Genomic DNA, 21220 nt, shown 5'->3' on the forward strand with positions numbered 1-21220 from the left:
AAAGCACAATGCTTGGCGGATTTATAATGCCGCGCTCGTAAATTAATTAATCATGCAACCGACTTATACTCGGTTCGATGTATGGAGCGCACATGCCAACTGTTTCTTCTTTAACTTCTTTTGTACCTGAACTGTTATGCCCTGCAGGGAGCTTAAAAAATATGCGCTACGCGTTTGCTTATGGCGCAGATGCGGTTTATGCGGGGCAGCCTCGTTATAGTTTGCGTGTGCGTAATAATGAGTTTGACCTAGAGACCCTGCAAATTGGTATTAGTGAAGCGCATGCGCAAAATAAAAAGTTTTATGTGGTGTCTAATATTGCGCCGCATAACGCGAAAGTAAAATCGTATTTACGTGACATTGAACCTGTTATTGCTATGGGGCCTGATGCGCTGATTATGTCAGACCCTGGTTTAATTATGCTTGTTCGTGAAAAATGGCCAGCCATGCCTATTCACTTATCGGTACAGGCTAACGCCGTAAACTTTGCAAGTGTGCAGTTTTGGGCAAAGCAGGGAATTGAAAGAGTTATTCTATCGCGAGAACTATCACTCGAAGAAATTAGTGGGATACGCACACTCTGCCCAAACACAGAACTTGAAGTATTTGTGCATGGCGCACTGTGTATGGCGTATTCAGGGCGTTGTTTGCTCTCCGGTTACATTAATAAACGCGACCCAAACCAAGGTACATGTACTAATGCATGTCGATGGGATTATGATGTTAAGCTAGGTGTTGAAAATGAAACCGGTGAAATGGTGCATAAGTTTGATCCCAAACAGGTTATTCCTACATTAGGTGAAGGCGCGCCAAGTAACGATGTATTTATGTTAGAGGAGCAAGGCCGCCCTGGCGAATACATGCCTGCGTTTGAGGATGAACACGGCACGTATATTATGAACTCAAAAGATTTACGCGCTGTGCAATACGTAGATCAGTTAACAAAAATGGGTGTACATAGTTTAAAAATAGAAGGGCGTACTAAGTCATTTTATTATGTGGCGCGCACTGCACAAGTGTATCGTAAAGCAATAGATGACGCGGCTTCAGGTAAACCATTCGATACTAACTTATTTAAGACGCTTGAAAACTTAGCACATAGAGGCTACACCGAAGGCTTTTTAAAACGCCATGCCCACCAAGAATATCAAAACTATGAATACGGTCATTCAGTTTCTACCAAGCAGCAATTTGTGGGTGAAGTACTTGGGCGCTGCGAAAATGGATTAGTTGAAATAGACGTTAAAAATAAATTTTGCACAGGCCACTCTTTAGAGCTAATGACGCCAAAGGGAAATATTAGTTTTGTGCTTGAATGTATGGAAAACAAAAAAGGCGAAAGTATTAGCGATGCTAAAGGTTCTGGTCACATTGTAAAAATCCCGCTAGATGAGAGCGTTAACTTAGATCACGCTATTTTAATGCGTAATCTAGATGCACACCAAGATACCCGAAATCCATTCAAAGAGGTCAGTTAGGATCCACTCTAATAACTGCTCAAAGCTATTTTATTAAATAGAGTGACGCTGAGCAGTTATATCTTCATCTGCTATTTTTTAAATACCATTTATGGAATTTATCTTATCATTAATGCTTATTTATAAAATTTTAAAAGCGAATATAATGGATATTCGTACTTAACACGTGTTGTTAAATCGCTCCTCACTGTTACCCCATTACTTTTTAAAGGAATCATTTTTGTATGTGGATAATTTTTGCATTACTCGCAACCGTTTTTTTTGGTGCTCGAGGAGTGTTGTATCAATGGACGTCGCAGAAAAAAATTAACCGTAACTTATTATTATTCGGTGTATTTTTTGTAGGATTTGTCATTAGTGCGCTAGGTACAGTGGTGTTTGAGCACACATGGTATGGCTGGGCAGACATTACGGTTGGTCTGGCTTTAGGGTTTGGCTCTTTTGCTGCTAATGGTTTGTTGCATAAGGGGTTTTCGGTTGGTAAAGCGTCTTTAATTAGTATTTTATCTGGATTAACGCCTCTGTTTGTCCTTTTATTTGCTTTTTTATTGTGGCAGGAGACCTTAACAACAATTCAATTAATTGGCTTTTTCATTATTTTTGGTGGCCTTTATATCATTCGTTATTCAAGCGATATTTCGTTGAACAACCTACAAGGTGCGCAATGGGGATTACTCGCTGCACTTGCCTTTGCATTTAATGATTTAATGGGTAAGCAATCAACACTTCTTGAGGCGGATACGTTTGCCACTTTAACCTCTATGTTTGGGTTTGGCAGCTTTCTTTTTGCTGTCAGTTGGTTAGTAAAACGTAAAAATGCACTTGCAGCGCAAGACAGCTCTGATACGTATTGGTCTGCGAGTAAAACATTTTCGTGCGGATTACTGATTGGATTAACAAACGTGGCAGGTATGGTGGCAATAATATCGGCATTCTCGCTAGGCAACACAGGACTTGTTTCGGCTATTTCCGGAATGAACATTTTAATTATTTTGCTCTACTCACGTATCATTCTAAAAGAGTCGTTTACCCGCCAAGAAGTGATAGGATTAGCAACAGCATTTTTAGGTGTAATTGTACTTAGGCTTAGTTTTTAAACGTCGAATTAGCTTAATTATTGCAATGATAAAAACCCACACTGCTACACATTAGTAAAGTGTTGCAGTGTATGGTCTATCAGTAATCGCACTCGATAAGGTATTTGTTTTCTGTCGCGATAAAGTATAGAAAATGGCTGCCCGTTACTTTTCCAGTCAGGAAGAATACGTTTAAGCTTTCCTGCTTCAATAAGAGGCAATGCTATATAATCAGGAATGTAGCTAATGCCTACACCAGACTCAACGGCTTGTTTCATCATTTGAATTTCATCAACTTCTAGCCGGACATGCGTGTTTGGATTAAAACTGTATTCTTCGCTCGTTTGCTGATTTTTTAACTGCCACGGAACTAACCCAACGCACGTAACTTTTGGGTGTTCTTCTAATTGCTCCGGATGAGTGATGGATTGATGATCATAATTTGGGTGAACACATAGCAGATTATGAGTAAGCTTAAGTTCTCTAATAACCCAATTATCAATAGCAGGGTTTCTTACTCTAAACGCTATATCAATTCCTTCTTTTTCAATATCAATAAGGTTATTGGAAAAGCGTAAATCTAATTGAATATCGGGATATTGCACTTAAAAAGTGTTTACCCATGTAAATGGGTGCAGAGATCCTAATTTTCCCTTTGGGTTGGTCTTTTTCATCACAAAGTGCCTGCTCAATACACTCTACTTCTTCGAATAACTTGCGGTAGCGGTCGTAATATAACTCGCCGGTATGCGTAAGTGTAACTCTATGGGCATCTCGATTTAGGAGTGTTAATTGCAGAGCCTGCTCTAATAAACGTATTCTACGGCTTAGAGTTGATAGTGACATATCAAGGCTTGTTGATGCTTTTTTAAAGCTACCTAATTTTACTATGGTGCAAAAATAACGTAAATCATCGAGAGAATAAATAGCTGCCATCAGAACTACTTTATTATTTAGGTTTTAGGCAATATTAACAGCGGTACTTTAAAATTTCATTAGAGATTAAGGGGTAAGAACTGAAGTTAGGCAATAAAATTTTATATAACTTTGATTTCATAACTCTGCAATAAAGGCACTGGTAAACACCGTAACTCAATCTGTTCAGCAAATAAATTAAAAGTAGTTTTAAGTCATGCTGGTTAAAGCCATTGAAAATAGATTTACATCAAGTGCTTTATTTAATTAAGTGAATTTATAAGTCGTCTTTTTTGATGAGCCCCTTAAGAATAATGAGAGGCTCCACACAAAAGTGGAGCCTCACTTTTATAATTTAGAAGCGATAACTTGCACCTAAATAAACAGTACGGCCATTTACCGTCGTATTGTATAAACGATCATTAGAGTCTGAATATTGCTCTTCTCGTTCATTAGTCAAATTACTGGCTTCTATAGTGAGCTTTAGTTTTTCATTAACCTGGTAAAAGGCTGATGCATCTATATATGTACTGGCATGAAAACCATTTTCGTCTTCATCGCCGTTACCCGCTTGTACCGATGCAATATAGTCACTTCTATAAGCTGCTGCAACGCGTGCGCCCCATGAATCAGAATCGTAATATACTGTAAAGTTACCCGAATGCTCTGACAGGCCAGGGAATGATTTATATTGATCAATACCTGAATTACCTACATTACGGTACAGTGCTTCACCATCAGCAAATGTATAATTAGCAATAACACCTAAGTTATTAAATGGGGCTGGTAAGAAGTCTAGGTCTCGTTGAAAAGCGAGTTCCCAGCCACTAATATCACTTTCATCTAAGTTTTGAGGCTGAATAACAGTAAAAACAGTATTTGCTGTTTGCGGATTACCGTTTTCGTCTACGTCGCCTAAAAAGCTAAGAGGATATCCGGTTTGGCTGTATGGAATATCATATGTTTCGGTGATAATGAAGTTATCGATAGATTTATGGAAGTAACTTACGGCCGCGTACCCAATGTTTTCAAAATAATACTCGACTGAAAAGTCAAAGTTAACAGATTCGTAAGGTTTAAGGTTTGGGTTTCCTGAGCTGATACTAAGGCCATTGGTTGATGTGGCATCATTTTGTACAACACCTGTTGGCACTAATGCACCGAGCGAAGGGCGGGTTAGGTTTTCCCCATAGCTTGCACGCAGTACTAAACTGTTATTACTATCCCAAACTAAATTTATAGCAGGTAATAGTCCTGAGTAGGTGTTTTCAACATCAACTACTTCTCCATTTATTAAACCAATGGCGTTGGTTTTAGTATCGTAATGGCGTACACCAGCATTACCCATTAAGTAACCTGAGCCTAGCTCCCATTCAGCTTCGTATTGCAAATAAGCCCCAAAAGTTTTTTCTTGTACGTTATCGGTAAAATCAGGATCATCTAAATTAGGAGCGATGTTCATACTTGCTAGGGTGCCTAGTACATCGACACTTACCCATTGTTGTTTATTGTGCGCGGCATTTGTAAATGTCAGGCTTGAGTCGACTGTGTCATTAAGTACGCCATTTCCCCAATCGCTGCGGTTAACGTTATCAGATTTAGTTTCACCGTTTTCACTTTCAAACTTTTTATTAGAGATGCCGAACTTTATATTTGAAGTATTGTTAAGCGTGTAATTAAAATCTAATTTTATAGAGTCAAATGTATTGGTGATTTCTTCTTTAGATATATCAATTTCGTGATAGCGGAATAAACTACTGTCGGTAGGATCAAACCCATAAGTATTTTCCCCATAATAAGCATCCTTGCGATAATCAATAGTTTCATCGCCAAATGTCTCTAGGTAAACTTTAACACTGCCTGTATTGAACTTGGTTTGTGAACGCCCAGCTAAGGCGGTCATATTTAAATCTTCTGTAATTTGCCAATCACTATCTAATACAAACTGACTTATTTGGGTATCAGCATATTGGCTACGGCTTTCTGAATGAATAGCTGCATTTTCAAATACTGAATAAATAGCATCGTTATTTTCGTTTATTTCAAGTGTTGTGAGCTTTGAGCATATTTGCTCGTTATTGTAAGCCGGTCCAGTACAGCCAATAGCTGTTGAACTTGAGCCCCTATTTTGTAAGTGGTATTCACTGCGGTCATTATTCAGTTCACCATATAGAGCGTCAAAACCAAATTCAAGGTTATTACTTGGGCGATACTGCAAGGCAAGTGTTGTACCTAAGCGTTCTTGATCATTCTCAAATAACGAATAGCGACTACCGCGTGAAAAGCTCACTTCTTCGTTATTTATTTTGTCTTGTAGTTCACCTGAAAGATTTGAGATATCAGAGCCTGAAGCATTTTTTTTGCGCCAGCGATACGTATTGTAACCTTGCTCATTTACATCACGTTTGCTGTATGCAATTGAAAATAATGCGCCAAACTTATCATCCCAAGTATCTGAGATCAGAGCTGCAAAACGTGGACTAACATCATCAGTTTGTGAATTGTCACCAAGTTGACCTGATATTGCAGTATTAAAACCATCAAAATCAAATGGTTTCGCTGTATGAAGCCCAACAGTTCCGCCTATACCACCTTCATCCATTTCGGCTGAAAAAGATTTTTTTACGTCAACGCGCTGAAATAGCTCAGAAGCAAATATGTTAAAATCAAAGGCGCGTGATCTGCTGACTGAGCCTCGGCTATCCATTGCCGAAGAAGACGTACCCAAAGCCTCCATACCGTTAAGTTGTACTTGTGTAAAGTTTGGCCCTAAACCTCGTAATGATATTTGTCGGCCTTCGCCACCTTCTCGGGTAATCGCAATGCCAGGCACTCGTTGTAGTGAGTCAGCTAGGTTTAGATCCGGAAAATCAGCAATATCTTCAGCGACAATAGAGTCTTGTGCGCCCACAGAGTTTCGTTTTAAATCTTTCGCTTTTAACAAACTGTTGCGATAACCCTGTACAACAATTTCTTCTACTTCTGTTTGAGCTGATTGTTCTGCATACACATAATTAGACGCGCCTAATGAGCTCATTATAGCCGTTGCTAAAAGCGTACGTGATGGTTTGTTTAACATGATGCTTCCTTGGTTTTTAATTTAAAGTTGATTATTAATAAAAGGGTTCGTGCGTACTAAATGACCGTCATCAAATTGCACAACATAGTTAAAGTGTGCCTGTTGTGGCGAGCCTGGTATAAAGTCTGTTGAAATTACTTGTGCGCCGCTATTTTCCGCGGCATTAAATTGGATTGTTCGCTGAGAATTGGTTGCACTTAAGGTTGCATCTGCGCGGGTGCGCACCATGTAACCTTTAAGTACAAGTTGCTGAATTTTATAAAAGTCGCGTGTAGGGTTGTTTACAATCATAAAAGCAGCTTCGGGCTGGTTTTCATCATAATTGGCAAACATGCTTGCCCCTTTTAACGAAGGCCTATTTTGTTTATAAAGTGCCGATTGCTGTGCATTGCCATCAAATAAGAATATGAACTTACCAGCCAAGGCACGTGTACTTGGCCACCCAAACCTAACGACTGTTTGGTTTAAAGATAACGGTATTTTACGTAAGTTATCGGGCGTGAATAATGAGTTAGGTAACGATTTTTGAATTACTTCATCGAGTAAATAATAATCGTTCGGTGTAAACTTAAGTGGATTATTCCCCAGCACTACATCTGATCGCGTTTCTTTTACATTGAGCATTACAACAATAGGAAAGTGCTGCGGGTTTGCCTCTGACCATGTTTTGAGTGTATTCAAACATCCACTAAGCAATACACAATGGCTTTGCACATCAATATCAGGAATGTGCATTACTTTAAATCCAGGGGTAGCTAATTGCTTTTTTTCTAACTCATTAAATAAAGGAGTCGTTGCAAAAGTATTAGCCCAAGGTTTTATGTATAAGTCACCATTAGGGTCTTTTAAAACGTCAATTTCTAAATGGCGAACACCGCTATTTAACTGTTTAATAATGGGAGAGTGACCGTAATCAATACGGGCCATTAGTTTAGGATTTAGAGTGTTTAATTTATTTTTAACGCCTACGTTTAATGTTTTTTTATAGCTGTTATGTGAGCCAATCATTTGAAAGGTATTTAATGGCATAGCGTTAATGCTAGTTACATAACCTGCAAAAATAATAAAAATAAAAAGTGGCATACCACGTCTCAATTGTTGAGTTTGCTATCTAAGAGCGAGCATTTATAAATTAGGGGACACAAAAATATGGATTTAATAAAAGCTTCATAATTGAAAAGCATGTTTATAAAATTTTATGTCCCCTTTTATCCATTACCGCGCTCTAAATAATAAGTTGAGTGAAAACTGGATAAAGCCATCATGATTAGAGTCAAAGCACTATGGTTAGCACTATGGATTGGGTTATGTATTACATTTAAAGTGAGTGCTACCTCGTACTACGAGGTTAAAAGTGCAGTGAAGGTGGAGACGGTTAAAGTTGCATTTTTAGCTGATATTCATCTACATGATATTTTTGCTAATTTACATAATACAGACAATATAGACTTACCAAAGGATGTAGGGTCAAAGCAACCATTACTAGTGCGAAGTATGTATGCGCAGCTTCACTCAACGCGACTTTTCAATGAAAATTATTTTGTTTTTTTACATGTATTAGATGAGCTAGTAGAAAAAGAAATTAAGCTAGTCGTTTTACCTGGCGATTTTACTGATGACGGCCAACCCATTAATGTAAGGGCTCTGGCACGTATTTTAGGCCATTATGAAAAAACATATGGGATGCGTTTTTTTGCGATTCCAGGCAATCATGATCCTGTAAAGCCATTTACAACACAGGCAGGTAAAGCTGACTTCTTAACGGCTCAAGGTAAAGAGTTTGGCGTGTATAGTTATCAACATGAAAAGTGTATGACTAAGCAGTCTGTATGTGATGATGGTTTAAAAAACTGGGGATACACTGAAATATTAAGCACACTCAGTGACTTTGGATTTAGCAAACATAAAAGTGATGTGCTACATGAAACACCTTATAAAAACCGAGAGTTTATATGGTGTGACCCTAATGATGTTAATCATTGTATAACAATGCCAGATGCGAGCTACTTAGTTGAGCCCATAAAAGGTGTTTGGTTAATGGCAATAGATGCCAATGTGTATGCACCACAATGGCAAAATTCGCCACTCACTTTTAAGGGGTCGTCTAGTGCCGGCTATAATGCTTTAATTGATGCAAAGCCTTTACTGTTAAAGTGGATAAAAACGGTTGTAGAAAGGTCAAAAGAGCAAAACAAAACACTGATCGCATTTAGCCACTTTCCAATGGGAGAGTTTTACGATAATGCGAATGATGAATTACATAAAGTGTTTAGTCGTGGCCATTTTTCCCTACCTAGAGTGCCTACACCCCGTACAACACAAATACTTGCAGATACAGGATTAACACTACATTTTGCAGGACATATGCATCTAAATGATACTGCGCTGGTAACAAGTAATCGAGACTCTCAGTTAGTTAATGTACAAGTGCCAAGTTTAGCTGCTTATAAAGCTGCATATAAGATTGCAGAGCTAAACTTAGCTAAGCACACCGCATTGGTAAGTACTCATACATTAGACGATGTTCCTGGTTTCAATGATTTATTTGGTTTATATGAAGAGGAATGGCTGTATCGTGAACAACATAATCTTAGTAATTTTGACCGAACTATTTTGAACTCAGAAAGTTATGGTGATTTTACTAAACAGCATTTATTTGGACTTATTAGTCAGCGTTTTTTAAAACGCGATTGGCCAAAAAATTTAGTGGCATGGCTAAACGATAATCACTATTTAGCAGATTGGTTTACAGATATGCAGTGTTTAAATAAAGTCTCGTCTAATTTGCTAATTCAACTTAAAGCTGTATCAACAAAAGAATGGCTTCAAGATTTTTATTTATTAAGAAATGGCGATGTAACTGCAGATATAACGCCTCAAAAGCGTATTACTTATCAACAGCTAAATGAGTTTTTAGCTAAATCGACATGTAAAACAGATACGCAAACACAGCAGTACTTGGCTTTGTTAATAAAAATAATGGCAAAATTTAGTAAGTATACCCAAGGTGAGAATTTTAGCGTTGATCTAAAAACAGGGGAGATTATCTAATAGTGATAACTCAACCCCAAGTAATAAGTGCGACCACTTGTGGTTGAGTTGTAGGCTCTTAGTGTTGAGTTACTGTATTGTCGCTCTTGTTCATTGCTGAGATTAAATGCGCTAAATTTAAGTTTCCAATGATTAGAAAAATAATAATTTATGTTTGCATCCCAATAAACAGTTGGCATAAACCCCGTTTCGTTTTCATCGAGCAAAAGACTGCCTGCCCGAACTAAATATTTATCTCTAAAAATAGCGCCTAGTTTAAAATTGAACTTAGGGTGATCGTAAAAGATCATACTTGAGGCGGTTATTTTAGATAAAAAAGGTAGGTTTTTTTTAAATAAAGCTGAGCCATTATTTGAGTCGTAATACGTGACTTTGCCTTTATTGTAAGTTGTTTGTAGGTTGATACCCCAGTCAGAATTATGTATTAAATAATTTAAACTTATTTCCGCTCCCCACTGATAAGCTGATTCTGCATTACTTAGCCAAAGGTTGTTTATATCGGGGGTTGTAGGCTCTGAAGTTTTTGATAAAGGGACTTGCGTTGTAACTATGTAATCATCTAAATCTTTATAAAAGAGTGATATATTAAACGTACTACGACTACTAAAATCTGCTTCTAAGGAAATATCGGTATTATAAGATAAGTAAGGTTTTAGACTTGAGTTAAATGTATATTTTGTATTATTTGGGGTATCGTTTGAACCATCAAAACTTAGTGAGTTCAGTAATGGTTTTGAATAGTTTTTAGAAAGTCCTACACGTAATCGCCACTTATCGTTTATAAAATATGATCCATTGAAAGTTGGAAGCCAAAGGCTATATGAAATAGGAGAGTAAGGGGCTTGAGTGTGAGATGTTATGGATTCTGCTTGGTAACGCAAACCTATATGAGTTTCCCATTGTGCCTGCTCTGTGCTTATTAAAGTATAGGCTCCTCTGCTATATTCTTGTATATGCTCAGCTTCAGTGGTAATTGATGAGCTATTGTTTTGTATATTAAATGGGTCGATGTCATAAAGTTTAAGTGCTTCATTGGTGTTTATTTTTAACCATTGTAGGCTTTTATGTGCATTTTGCGGTGAAACATACGACGCAGGAAGGTCAGTTAATTGTTGTGGTGTATTAGTTAATTCATTAAAAAAAATATCGTTTTGCTGTGCGTTATACATTTTATTTTCAAATAGAGTCCAATCAGCTCCAAATTGAAGGGTTATTAAACTATTAATGTCATATTGAAAATCTAATTTTGCGAAGGTGTATTCACTATTTGAATTGTATAGTTCTATATCACCATGATGCATTTGCCACATTGTAGGATTTTCTAAACTCTCACTGTAGTTAATATCTGCATAAAATGGAGTTTTACGATAATCAATCGTAACGTCACTTATGCCTTGGGTATAAATCTTATTGCTGTAAGGAATGTCATACTTTGATTGTTCTTTTCCTAATATGGCGCTTACTTTCCAATTTTTATTCACTTGTTGCGTAAGTGATAGCACACCTTGCTGATATGCCGTATTTATTTCTTGGGTTCTACTTTCGGTTGCGACTCGTGCATTTTCGTAACGTGCATACACTAGCTCATTATTTCCATTCGCTTGAATGTCTGTAACTGTTGTTAGCCCTTTAATTATAGGCGTAGACTGCTCCCCTCTAGGGTATAAATGATATTCATGCCTATCCCCTTTTAAAAACCCTGAGAGCATATCAAAATCAAAATGGGTGGTTTCATTTTTATACTCTACAGATAGATTTGCCCCAAATCGCTGTTGTGTAGCTTGCCATACCGAGTACCGATTACCGCGAGGAACTATATAATCGCCTTGAGTCAAATGCAGTGCTTGTGATTGGGTTAAAGCCGATAGGTCTGCCCCTTCTATCGCGATATTACGCCAGCGAAATGTATTAGCACCTTGCTCTAACGACTCTCTGGTTGTGTATGCAACGCTTGCAAGTACCCCCCAATTATTCCACGTGTTAGAAATTAAGCTTGAATAGCGTTTTGCGCCTGTACCCACATAGTCGTTGTAGCCAATTTCTGGGGTAATAATAAATTTAAACCCCTCATTATCTAAAGGGTTTATAGTTTGTAATGCCATTGTTCCAGATATTCCACCTGCAATTTTATCGGCGGAATATGCTTTAATTACATGGATTTGTTTAAAAAGTTCGGCAGGTAAAATATTGAAATCGAAAGAACGATCGCGCTGTTTTTGTACTCGGCTATCCATAGGTGAATCATTATTTGCTAACACAGGCATGCCGTTGAGTGTCACCAAGCTAAAATCAGGATAGTTACCTCGTATTGAAACTTGGCGACCTTCGCCTGCTTCGCGAGTAATTGCTACACCAGGAATATACTGTAAGGCCTCGGCCAAGTTAGTATTGGGAATATCGGTAATATCTTGTGCTGAAATTGCTTCACTAATCGTTTTATTATTGTGTTTTAAATTTCGTGAGCTAGCTAATGAATAGCGAATACCCTTTACTGTTATTTCTTCAAGTATTTCGTTATTGGTTGTTATTTTTTTTTGAAAAATAACAAAACCCTTGTCTTGAATTTTATATGTTAACTCGCTGCTTCTTAATAAAAAATCGAGTGCTTGAGCAAGTGTATGATCGCCCACTAAGGTGGACGTAGTTTTGTCGTTGATAAATGAAGGGTTACTACTAAAAGAGACTGCATATGCATTTGCTACCTCTCTTAAACTATCGCTGAGAGAACCCGCTGGTATATAAATAAAGGTATTTATATTTTTTGCCGCACTAGGCAGCGTTGTTAAACAACTAGCACCGATAAAAAAGTACACTAAAATACTTTTATTTAATGTACGTACCTGTTTTAGCATAATCGTTTAATCAAAGTAATACAGTCGTATTTTTTACTCATTTAAGGTAGCGTTAAATGAAGTACGTTGTTCTTCTTATCTACTTTCCAGTTATAAGTTGATGCAATGAGCATAAGGCTTTGTTGTGGCGTTTCGAGATTAAATCGTCCGCTAATTAGTGTATTATTTAGTGTGTTATCTACTTTAATTACCATAGGGCTGTAACGCTGCAATTGTTTAATAACACTGGTTAGAGGTTCTTTTTCTGCATCAATCCAACCCATTCGCCAAGCAGGGAGCTGTGCTAACTGCTGGCTATAATCTACAGTTATATGGCCATTTTTTATAATAGCTTGTTGAGAGGGAGTTAATATCACTTTATCTAAAGCCGACACTTCTACTTTGCCTTCGTACACAGTTACCACTACTTCATTTTTATTGCGTTCTACATCAAAAGAAGTACCCAGTACTTTAATGCTTGCTTGTCCTGAATTTATTATAAATGGCCGTGTTTTATCTTTGGCTACATCAAAAAAAACCTGTCCTTTTTTTAATTCGATTTGCCTTGAGTGTGGTAGCAAGTGCGCAGTTAACTCACTATCTGCATTTAAGTGCAAATATGAACCGTCATTTAATAACTGCGATACGCGTTCACCTAAATGCGCTTCTAAAAGCTGAGGCAGGTTAGGTTTAACTGCGGTTTTTGCAATCGGTGTTGGTGTAAATACCTGTTGAGATATAGCAAGCCAGTACACTGCAAAAGCAATAGCGCTAAAACTAGCTGCTAAGGCGAGCATAGGGAAAGTCCTAGAACGTTTTGCATTAGGCGCAATTATTGGAGTCGGTAAACTATATTGTTTAGTGTAAATGTGTAAAGCCTGTTTAACAGCAGGATCGCCAAATACATTAGCTATTTTTTCAAATGCATTCTTATTTTCTGTGCATTTTAACCAAAGCGATAGCTCTTCACGGTCATGATCATTTAAATCATTAATCCGATCTACCCAATCTGCTGCCTGTTCTAAGCGTTGTTCATTCATTAAAAAAACCTAACCTGCGTTGATTAAATATAAAGAGCGTAAAAGTGTAATAAAGGGGACATTTTTATTGATTTTTTTCTATGTGAAGCGTTATTTGTATCATTGCGCGTGTAATATGTTTTTTTACAGATTCTTGGCTCATATTTAACTGCAGACTAATTTCTTCGCGACTTAATCCGTCAATACGTCGAAGCTTAAATACTTTTCTTCTTAAAGGTGGTAACTCTTCCAACGCACTTTTAACAAGCTCGAGCTTTTGCTCTGTAATAGACTGCGCTTCTGGATCGCTATTATCATTTGTAAAAAGCTCAATATCTTCTGCATTATTTGGTTGGCTTTTATTTTTTTGCCAATCACTATACATAACAGACTTTGTGACTTGATTTATATACGCCTGAAAGTTTTCAATTTCTAATGTGTCATTTCTATTTAATGTTCTTAGTAGAGCTTCTTGCACAAGATCGTCTACGTCATCTGTATTATTGGTTCGACGACTAATGAATTTACGAATATGGCTGATAACGTTTTTTACATCGCTTTGTTCAGAAAAAATATTTAAATTCGATGGCAGGGGGCTTTTAAAAGTCTTCATTACTCAGTCTAGAATTTTATTTTAAATAAATACTAAGTGAATAATATGACCAATTGATTACAGCCAGGTTGATAGCGATTAAGTAAATTGAAGTGATGACACTAAGAATAAAGTATCATTGAGATCATCTTAACGTTTTAAATAGGGTTTAATTTTAGGCATAGAGTATTTGCGCAAATAACACTTTGAAAAAGCTCAATTTTTGGAGGTACTACATTCACTTGTTATCCTTATTTGAATGTTATTTTGACGGGATTAGCATATAAGTAGAGGGCCAAAGCGCTTTTGGGCAGGTCAGCTAATTTTATATTAATTTAAACAAATGACTTAGGAAAGCTAAAATAATAATATCAAACTTAGTAAAAGTGCGGCTATTTCTATTGATTAAGATCAACAAAGCAACATAGAAAAATAGGCATAATTCGCGGCTGTAATTTACACCTAAAAAATAAAGGTTTTTTATTAAACTAAAGTTGTTTTAAAATCAGTCTAATTACATCTATTTTTATTTTATCTATATGCTTTATATAGACTTTAATTGGAAAGGCTAAATAGTGGCTCTACTCATAAATAGTAAATGCATTAACTGCGATATGTGCGATCCGGAATGCCCTAATGGGGCTATTTATATGGGCGCTAAAATATACCAAATAGATGCAAACAAATGTACAGAGTGTGTAGGGCATTACGATAAACCTACTTGCGTAAGTGTTTGCCCTATTGACTGCATAAAGCCCGATCCTAATAAGCGTGAAACCTTGGATGAACTAGCAGAAAAATTTGTGCGGTTAACTGGCAAATAACTCGTCAGGTATTTTGCTAAGCAGCTTTTAATTTAGGCTGAAAACACTACTTACATTACTTATTTAGGTTGTAGCTAAGGTCCTCTGTCATGCATTTTTAGTTTCAATCAAATCTTATTACCTTCATTAATTATCAACTTTATTGTGTTACCTTAAGGCTTTATAAACTCAAGTATTAATCTAAGTTTTAGATTGCATTCTATAGGAGTCTATTTTGGATATAGGTATTAACGCTATTCAGGCTGTATCTTCAAAACAAGCCATATTTATTAATGATGAGTGCCGAGTATTTGTAATTGGCGATCTTGATGGTGGTTTACCGGCCTTAAAAAACGCACTTAATAACGTAAATTTTGACCCTGAAAGAGACACTTTGTTTTGCCTAGGCGATTTTGTTGATCGCGGAGATAAAACATATGACTTATTTACATACTTACAAGCCATTAGGGCATGTATGATATTAGGTAATCATGAGCATTTAATGTTGGAATCATTATTAAGTAATGATGAAGCAGCTTTTAAATTATGGACTGACAATGGTGGTAATTGGCATAAGTCTGTATCAAGTGAAAAGCTCAGTGTTATGTGCGATGAGTTACTAACTAAACCGCTTTCAATAGTACTTGAGTATCGTGGTTGTAAAATTGGGTTGTCTCATACATTTGCACAATCGTGGGATTGGGAAAATTACCCTGATGATAAATCGCTAATCGTGCAATCTTTATTGTGGGATCGCGAAGTAGTTAAACAAAATAAAGTAGTTAAAAGTCATGGAGTCGACTTTTCAATACATGGACATAACTCAACTAAAGCGCCTTTTTGGGTGGGTAATAGCTATCACATAGATACCAATTATTATGGTGGAAAGCCTACACTCTTAGAGCTTTCAGAGGTTATTGCTACGCTTGATTAACCAAGCGCTATTTAGCAATTGTTACTTCTTTCAAATATCATCCGGCAGTTTTGCTTTTTAAAGTATAAACTGCTGACTACCACATCTAATTATCCCCTTCGTTTTTTTGTATACACTTTATGATGATTTGTGCACTGTAATTATTTTATCAAGCCTATAAACTATTTATCAGCAACCAAAGTGAGATGGCCTATGAATAAAGTACATTTTAGTAATATCACAGATTTTTACAGCGCGCTTGGAAAACCTGCGCCGGAGCATCCGCTTTTTGCCATTTCAACAACAGACAGTTCATCACAAAACAATTACCAAGCATGTTTAAATACTCAAAGTGTTATTAGCACCGATTTTTATGCTATTTCTCTAAAAAAGGTGACTGCAGGAGAGATTGTATATGGGCAAACTAAATATGATTGTAGTAGCGGTACATTATTGTTTTTTTCTCCACAGCAAACATTTTATAGCAATGGTGTAACTGTTGAGTCTCAAGGGAAAACAATTGTATTTCATGAGGATTTTATTCGTGGCCATGCACTAAGTACTGCACTCAAAAAGGCTTCTTTTTTTGGTTATGCCGTTAATGAAGCACTTCATCTTTCGCCAAAAGAGCAACGTTTAATTGCCAATGTAATTGCGAATATAGAAAGCGAATCAAAGCTCAGCTACGACGAATTTAGCCGTGACATTCTTTTAGCACACATCAATGTTTTGCTTAACTATGCAGAACGGTTTTATCGTCGACAGTTTTTATTGCGAAAAGAATCCCATAGCGCAATTGTTGATTCGTTTTTGGAAAAATTTGATGAGCTATTAGTGCTCAATAACAGCAATGAAATTCCGAGTGTTAATACCCTTGCTGACTCACTAAATATGACTAGTCGCTATTTAACAGATGCATTAAAAATAGAAACCGGACAAACCGCACAGCAAGTCATTCATAATCATTTAATTAATAAAGCAAAAAATAGCTTATTAGAAAGTAGCGACTCTGTTGCAAGTATTGCTTATGCATTAGGTTTCGCGTACCCGCAATACTTTGCCCGATTATTTAAAAACAAAGTAGGTCTAACGCCCTCACAGTACCGTGCTAGTCAGCACTAACTTAGTAGCAGGAAACAAGATGAAAAAAGTAGCAATTGTAACCGGTACATCGACTGGTTTAGGTATTAGCATTGTCGTAAAACTAGCACAACAAGGTTATTTTGTTGTGGCAACTATGCGTAATTTAGATAAAAAAGGTGCACTTGAAGTCGCTCTTCAAAACGCGAATGTGCAAGCTGAAATAAAGCATTTAGATGTGCAAAATACACTAAGTATTGAGCAATGTATTACTGACGTTATAGATGAACAAGGACAAATAGATTTACTCGTAAATAATGCAGGGGCAGGGTATATAAGAACAACCGAACAAACTACAGAGCAAGACATTCAATGGGTAATGGATGTAAACTTTTTAGGAGTGGTACGCTGTACAAAAGCTGTTTTGCCGCATATGCGTAAAGCACGCCAAGGGCATATTGTGAATATATCGTCAGTAGGCGGTCTTGTCGGTCAACCTTTTAATGAAATTTACTGCGCAGCTAAGTTCGCACTTGAAGGTTATGTTGAATCGGTAGCAACTTATATAACACCAGCATTTAATATCAATTTTACCAATGTAGAGCCTGGTGGTATTAGCTCTGAATTTGCAAATAATGCGTTAGCACAGTTTCAGCAAACTGGTGGCATTGTAGATGATGAATATAAACCAATATTAGAGCAGTACATTGCGAGTGCTCAAGGTCGCTCTGCTGACGTATTTCAAACAGTAGACGAAGTAGCTAATGTGGTTATGGAATGTGTAAATAGTGAAGAGCCACCAATAAGAGCGCGTACATCAATTTGGGCAAATGAGTTCTGTGAACTTAAAACGCAAGCAGATCCTACTGGTAAACTTCAGCAGCAAAAAGTGATTTCATGGTGATTTGAATAATTTGTTTTTAAGCTATAAATATTTAAATTCAACAAAGCCTCTCTTAGCTTGTTAATTAAGAGTGGTTTTGATGTGTGGGTTGGATTTTAAGTTTCATCCAATAGGTATCAATACAGTTATATGAGACGTTTATTTAGTTTTAATATTGATGATTAACAAACGGTTAAGTTTGGCTGTGTAGAATTGGGAACAATTTTTGCCATTTCGTAAATAATTTACGTAAAAGGACTAACTTCTCGCTTTAGGTTTTATATAAGCAGATTTAAATGGAACAGCCTCTCACATGATAGTAGCAAGCATATACCCTTTCCCTTTTTCAACGTTTTGTAAGTCGTCACTTTATGTATCAATTTTTTCTGCTTTGGGTTCTACGTGTGCTTTTGCAGCGCAAGAAAACTCGCAGCACGCAAAAGATATGGAAGTAATAGAAGTACGTGGTATCCGTTCAAGTATGGCCGAAAACTTAGATGTAAAACGTATGTCGGGATCTGTAGTTGATGCAATTACCGCTGAAGACATTGGAAAGTTCCCTGATAAAAACGTTGCCGACTCACTTCAGCGTGTACCCGGTGTGGTAATTGAGCGTGATGGCGGGGAAGGTTCATCTGTCAGTATTCGTGGTTTATCGTCAGAACTTACCTTTACACAGCTTAATGGTAATTTTATAGCATCTTCTCCGGGGGAGCCTTCGCGTTCGTTTGATTATGCTTTGTTACCGTCTTCAATGATTGAAAGTGTCGAAGTTTATAAATCGCCAGAGGCACGCTTAGATGAAGGTGGGGTTGGTGGCACTGTATTAATGCACAGCCGAAAACCTTTAAATATGGATGCAAACTCGGGTGTATTTAATGTCGAGAGTACTTACGCTGATGTTACAAAAGAGTATGAGCCGCAGTTTACGGGTTTATATTCATGGAAAAACGACAACGAAAACTTTGGTGTATTAGTTGGCTATACCTATCAGGAACGGACAAACAGAACGCTTTCGGGCGGTACTGATGCTAATGTATGGCGCTATACTGGCACTGGGCAAGCAACAGATATACATGGTAATACAGTTGATAACAATAACGGTTGGGATACTATTAATGATGCAAACGGCAACAGTTACGATGGCGTTTGGTTTCCGCAAGTTGTTCGAGGTTCTGTTCTTAACGAAAAACGTGAGCGCGAAGGGATTCAATTTAGTTCACAGTGGCGACCAACAAATCGTTTAGAGCTTGGCTTTAATTATTTTGGTTTTACACTTGGGCAAGACAGAACAGAATCTGTGATTGATATACCAGAGTGGTCTTTAAATCCTGATTTTTTGATGGATGTAAATCTTGATGAGTCGGGCACTATTGTTACTGGTATGCAATACGATGCAATGGTAAGTGGTGTCGAAAATGATATGCAATTTCCGTGGATGCGTGGCAGCTACGTACGAGAAGAATCTACCTCTGATACCTTTGATTTTAATTTAACCTATGAAGGTGATAATTTTAAAGCGCGCTTTGTAATTGGTAATACACAATCAGAGGGCGGCCCAGAAGAAAGCTGGGAAGCGGCGTATAAAAGTTCTAACGCGGGCGAAAACGCAGCCACTATTCAAAACGCAGCTCAAACGGCAGGCTGGTCACTCAATCAAAATAATGTGTCACTTAATATCGACCCTAACACATTAGTTAATTTACAAAATGGAGTTGGAGGCGGTCGTGATGCGGGCTCTTCAAACTCAAGCTTTGTACGCAGTGAGCTAGAAGAAGATTACTACCAAGCTGATGTGGATTTTTATGTTGATTGGGGCTTTTTAGAAACAATTAGAACCGGTGTTAAATACCGCAACTCAACTCTTCACCGTGAAACCGGCAACACATTCTTTTTAGATCCAAATTTTGATATTGCTGCAGGGGAAGCAAGTGAGCAAGGTATTACCCGTTTTGATAGTTACCAATGGAATGGTGGAATGCCATTAGCTCAAAATGTATTTACTAGTGAGAATAATATTGCAGGTGGTTTTGATATAAACCAAATGCCAAGTATCGACTGGAATAAATACCGCGATATGGTCACTGCTAGTTATGTACCTTATACACGCATTGAAGATAATTTTGTTTACGATATAGAAGAAAAAATATCGGCTTTTTATATACAAGGTGATTTTGAATTTAGTGAAGTCAGAGGTAATTTGGGCGTGCGTGTTGTGCAAACAAAAACACTTACTTCATCTACTGACTTATATACCTACCAATTAGATCACACAAATGATGAAACAGGTGAGCCAGTAACAGGTGACGCTCGTTTTGTAGAAGACTATCAATTAGTCACTCAGCAAAACAAAGACACTCAAGTTTTGCCAAGCTTTAATATAGCGTGGGATGCAACCGACGATTTAGTTATTCGTGGGGCAATAGCTAAAGTAATATCTCGTCCTGACTATAGTGATTTAGGTGCGCAGCAGCGCATTACCTATGTATCAGGTGAATGGGCAGAAGATAGAGCCGCATTTAACGAACTTCCTGGTTTTAGCGGTAGTGGTGGAAATAAAAACTTGAAACCATTTGAATCAGTTCAAGCTGATTTATCTATTGAGTATTATTATGGCGAAGGTTCTGCTGTTGGGTTGGCACTTTTTCATAAGAAAGTAGATAACTTTGTTGTGCCACTGGTGATCGACGTAGAGCAAAACTTTGCTGGTAAAAATAATATAGTGGATGCAGGGACTATTAATATAGCCCCTTACAGCACTGTAGGTAATGGCACCGATGCAGTATCAAAAGGCGCGGAAGTATTTATTCAGCATGCCTTTGATAGTGGTTTTGGCTTTTACGCAAATTACACTTATAACAAAACCAATAAAGCAGATGTAACAATTAATGGTGAAGAATTTGGTCAGTCGGCCTTAATAGGTAGTGCAAAGTATCAGTACAACACCTCTGTTTATTATGAAGGAGGTTATTTTAATGTACGTGCTTCTTATAATAAGCGCGGCGAAACAGTACTCGGTTTAAATAGCGGATTAAATGTATACCAAGACCCTTACGAACAAATCGATGTAAATGCATCTGTAAATTTATACGACGGGCTTAGCCTTACCGCAGCGGTTATTAATTTAACTAAATCTGAATCAGTAACGCGTTTAGGAAATGACACCGATGCGCGATTACTCAATACTAGCTACTCAGGTCGTCGTTTTTACGCGGGCTTTAACTATAGCTTTTAGCTAAATGACTTAATAGCTGGTCTGTAGACAGTATTTTTTGATAGCGCAGGCCATAACAAACACTTTAATAGGCGTTAAATGTTAATAAAGTGCTAGTTATGTTGTGTTTTTAATGCGTTTAGCTCAAATTCTCAGCGAACAGTGCTTTATTTAAAGTTTTGTCAATAAAACGCTTGCGTAAAAATCTGTACTCCCTATAATGCGACCCCACTGAGACGGGATATGGCGACGCGCAGCGGACGAAGCATAGCGAGGCACGAACTAC

At 37.4% G+C, this 21220-nt stretch carries 15 protein-coding genes; 8 read left to right on the forward strand and 7 right to left on the reverse strand.

Going from position 1 to position 21220, the window contains the following annotated elements; translation table 11 throughout:
* Window positions 1-92 precede the first annotated feature (92 nt).
* Both trhP and DO88_RS16555 read left to right on the forward strand, forming a co-directional pair.
* Complete coding sequence (trhP, locus tag DO88_RS16560) at window positions 93-1478, forward strand: prephenate-dependent tRNA uridine(34) hydroxylase TrhP (protein ID WP_033037923.1); 1386 nt, start codon at window positions 93-95, stop codon at window positions 1476-1478.
* 224 nt (window positions 1479-1702) lie between these two features.
* The gene (locus DO88_RS16555; RefSeq protein ID WP_033037924.1) at window positions 1703-2575 is read left to right on the forward strand and encodes a DMT family transporter; all 873 of its coding nucleotides are present in this window, start codon (window positions 1703-1705) and stop codon (window positions 2573-2575) included.
* A 44-nt stretch (window positions 2576-2619) separates the two neighbouring features.
* Here DO88_RS16555 and DO88_RS19025 read toward each other — a convergent pair whose 3' ends face one another.
* The 4 genes from DO88_RS19025 to DO88_RS16545 all read right to left on the reverse strand — a co-directional run bounded on the left by DO88_RS19025 (window position 2620) and on the right by DO88_RS16545 (window position 7631).
* A complete protein-coding gene (locus tag DO88_RS19025) occupies window positions 2620-3159 on the reverse strand; it encodes a substrate binding domain-containing protein (RefSeq protein WP_232224769.1) in 540 nt (179 codons plus the stop codon).
* Entirely contained in the window at window positions 3116-3490 is a 375-nt protein-coding gene (locus DO88_RS19030) for a LysR family transcriptional regulator (RefSeq protein WP_232224770.1), read from the reverse strand. The genes DO88_RS19025 and DO88_RS19030 overlap by 44 nt, the downstream gene beginning before the upstream one ends.
* A gap of 334 nt (window positions 3491-3824) precedes the next feature.
* Complete coding sequence (locus DO88_RS16550; RefSeq protein ID WP_033037925.1) at window positions 3825-6548, reverse strand: TonB-dependent receptor; 2724 nt, start codon at window positions 6546-6548, stop codon at window positions 3825-3827.
* 21 nt (window positions 6549-6569) lie between these two features.
* Window positions 6570-7631, reverse strand: coding sequence for a Ca2+-dependent phosphoinositide-specific phospholipase C (locus DO88_RS16545; RefSeq protein ID WP_033037926.1), 1062 nt, complete (start codon window positions 7629-7631; stop codon window positions 6570-6572).
* Between the two features lie 180 nt (window positions 7632-7811).
* Between DO88_RS16545 and DO88_RS0118150 the strand changes: the two genes are divergently transcribed.
* The gene (locus DO88_RS0118150) at window positions 7812-9599 is read left to right on the forward strand and encodes a metallophosphoesterase family protein (protein ID WP_232224771.1); all 1788 of its coding nucleotides are present in this window, start codon (window positions 7812-7814) and stop codon (window positions 9597-9599) included.
* Here the strand turns inward: DO88_RS0118150 and DO88_RS16540 are convergent.
* The 3 genes from DO88_RS16540 to DO88_RS16530 all read right to left on the reverse strand — a co-directional run bounded on the left by DO88_RS16540 (window position 9596) and on the right by DO88_RS16530 (window position 14062).
* Window positions 9596-12451: a TonB-dependent receptor gene (locus tag DO88_RS16540; RefSeq protein WP_033037927.1), complete on the reverse strand. Its 2856-nt coding sequence runs from the start codon at window positions 12449-12451 to the stop codon at window positions 9596-9598. The genes DO88_RS0118150 and DO88_RS16540 overlap by 4 nt on opposite strands.
* A 41-nt stretch (window positions 12452-12492) precedes the next feature.
* The gene (locus tag DO88_RS16535) at window positions 12493-13470 is read right to left on the reverse strand and encodes a FecR family protein (protein WP_033037928.1); all 978 of its coding nucleotides are present in this window, start codon (window positions 13468-13470) and stop codon (window positions 12493-12495) included.
* 64 nt (window positions 13471-13534) lie between these two features.
* Window positions 13535-14062 (reverse strand): RNA polymerase sigma factor, encoded by a 528-nt coding sequence (locus DO88_RS16530; RefSeq protein ID WP_198022393.1) that lies wholly within the window; start codon window positions 14060-14062, stop codon window positions 13535-13537.
* A gap of 554 nt (window positions 14063-14616) precedes the next feature.
* Between DO88_RS16530 and DO88_RS16525 the strand changes: the two genes are divergently transcribed.
* The 5 genes from DO88_RS16525 (at window position 14617) to DO88_RS16505 (ending at window position 20955) form a co-directional block, all read left to right on the forward strand.
* Window positions 14617-14865 (forward strand): YfhL family 4Fe-4S dicluster ferredoxin, encoded by a 249-nt coding sequence (locus tag DO88_RS16525; RefSeq protein WP_033037930.1) that lies wholly within the window; start codon window positions 14617-14619, stop codon window positions 14863-14865.
* A 214-nt stretch (window positions 14866-15079) separates the two neighbouring features.
* Window positions 15080-15778, forward strand: coding sequence for a metallophosphoesterase (locus DO88_RS16520; RefSeq protein WP_033037931.1), 699 nt, complete (start codon window positions 15080-15082; stop codon window positions 15776-15778).
* A gap of 192 nt (window positions 15779-15970) precedes the next feature.
* Entirely contained in the window at window positions 15971-16879 is a 909-nt protein-coding gene (locus tag DO88_RS16515) for a helix-turn-helix domain-containing protein (protein ID WP_033037933.1), read from the forward strand.
* Between the two features lie 19 nt (window positions 16880-16898).
* Entirely contained in the window at window positions 16899-17741 is an 843-nt protein-coding gene (locus DO88_RS16510) for an SDR family oxidoreductase (RefSeq protein ID WP_033037935.1), read from the forward strand.
* 292 nt (window positions 17742-18033) lie between these two features.
* Complete coding sequence (locus tag DO88_RS16505) at window positions 18034-20955, forward strand: TonB-dependent receptor (RefSeq protein ID WP_050482414.1); 2922 nt, start codon at window positions 18034-18036, stop codon at window positions 20953-20955.
* Window positions 20956-21220 lie beyond the last annotated feature (265 nt).

Source organism: Pseudoalteromonas sp. S3431, from assembly GCF_000690035.1.
Lineage (GTDB): Bacteria > Pseudomonadota > Gammaproteobacteria > Enterobacterales > Alteromonadaceae > Pseudoalteromonas > Pseudoalteromonas fuliginea.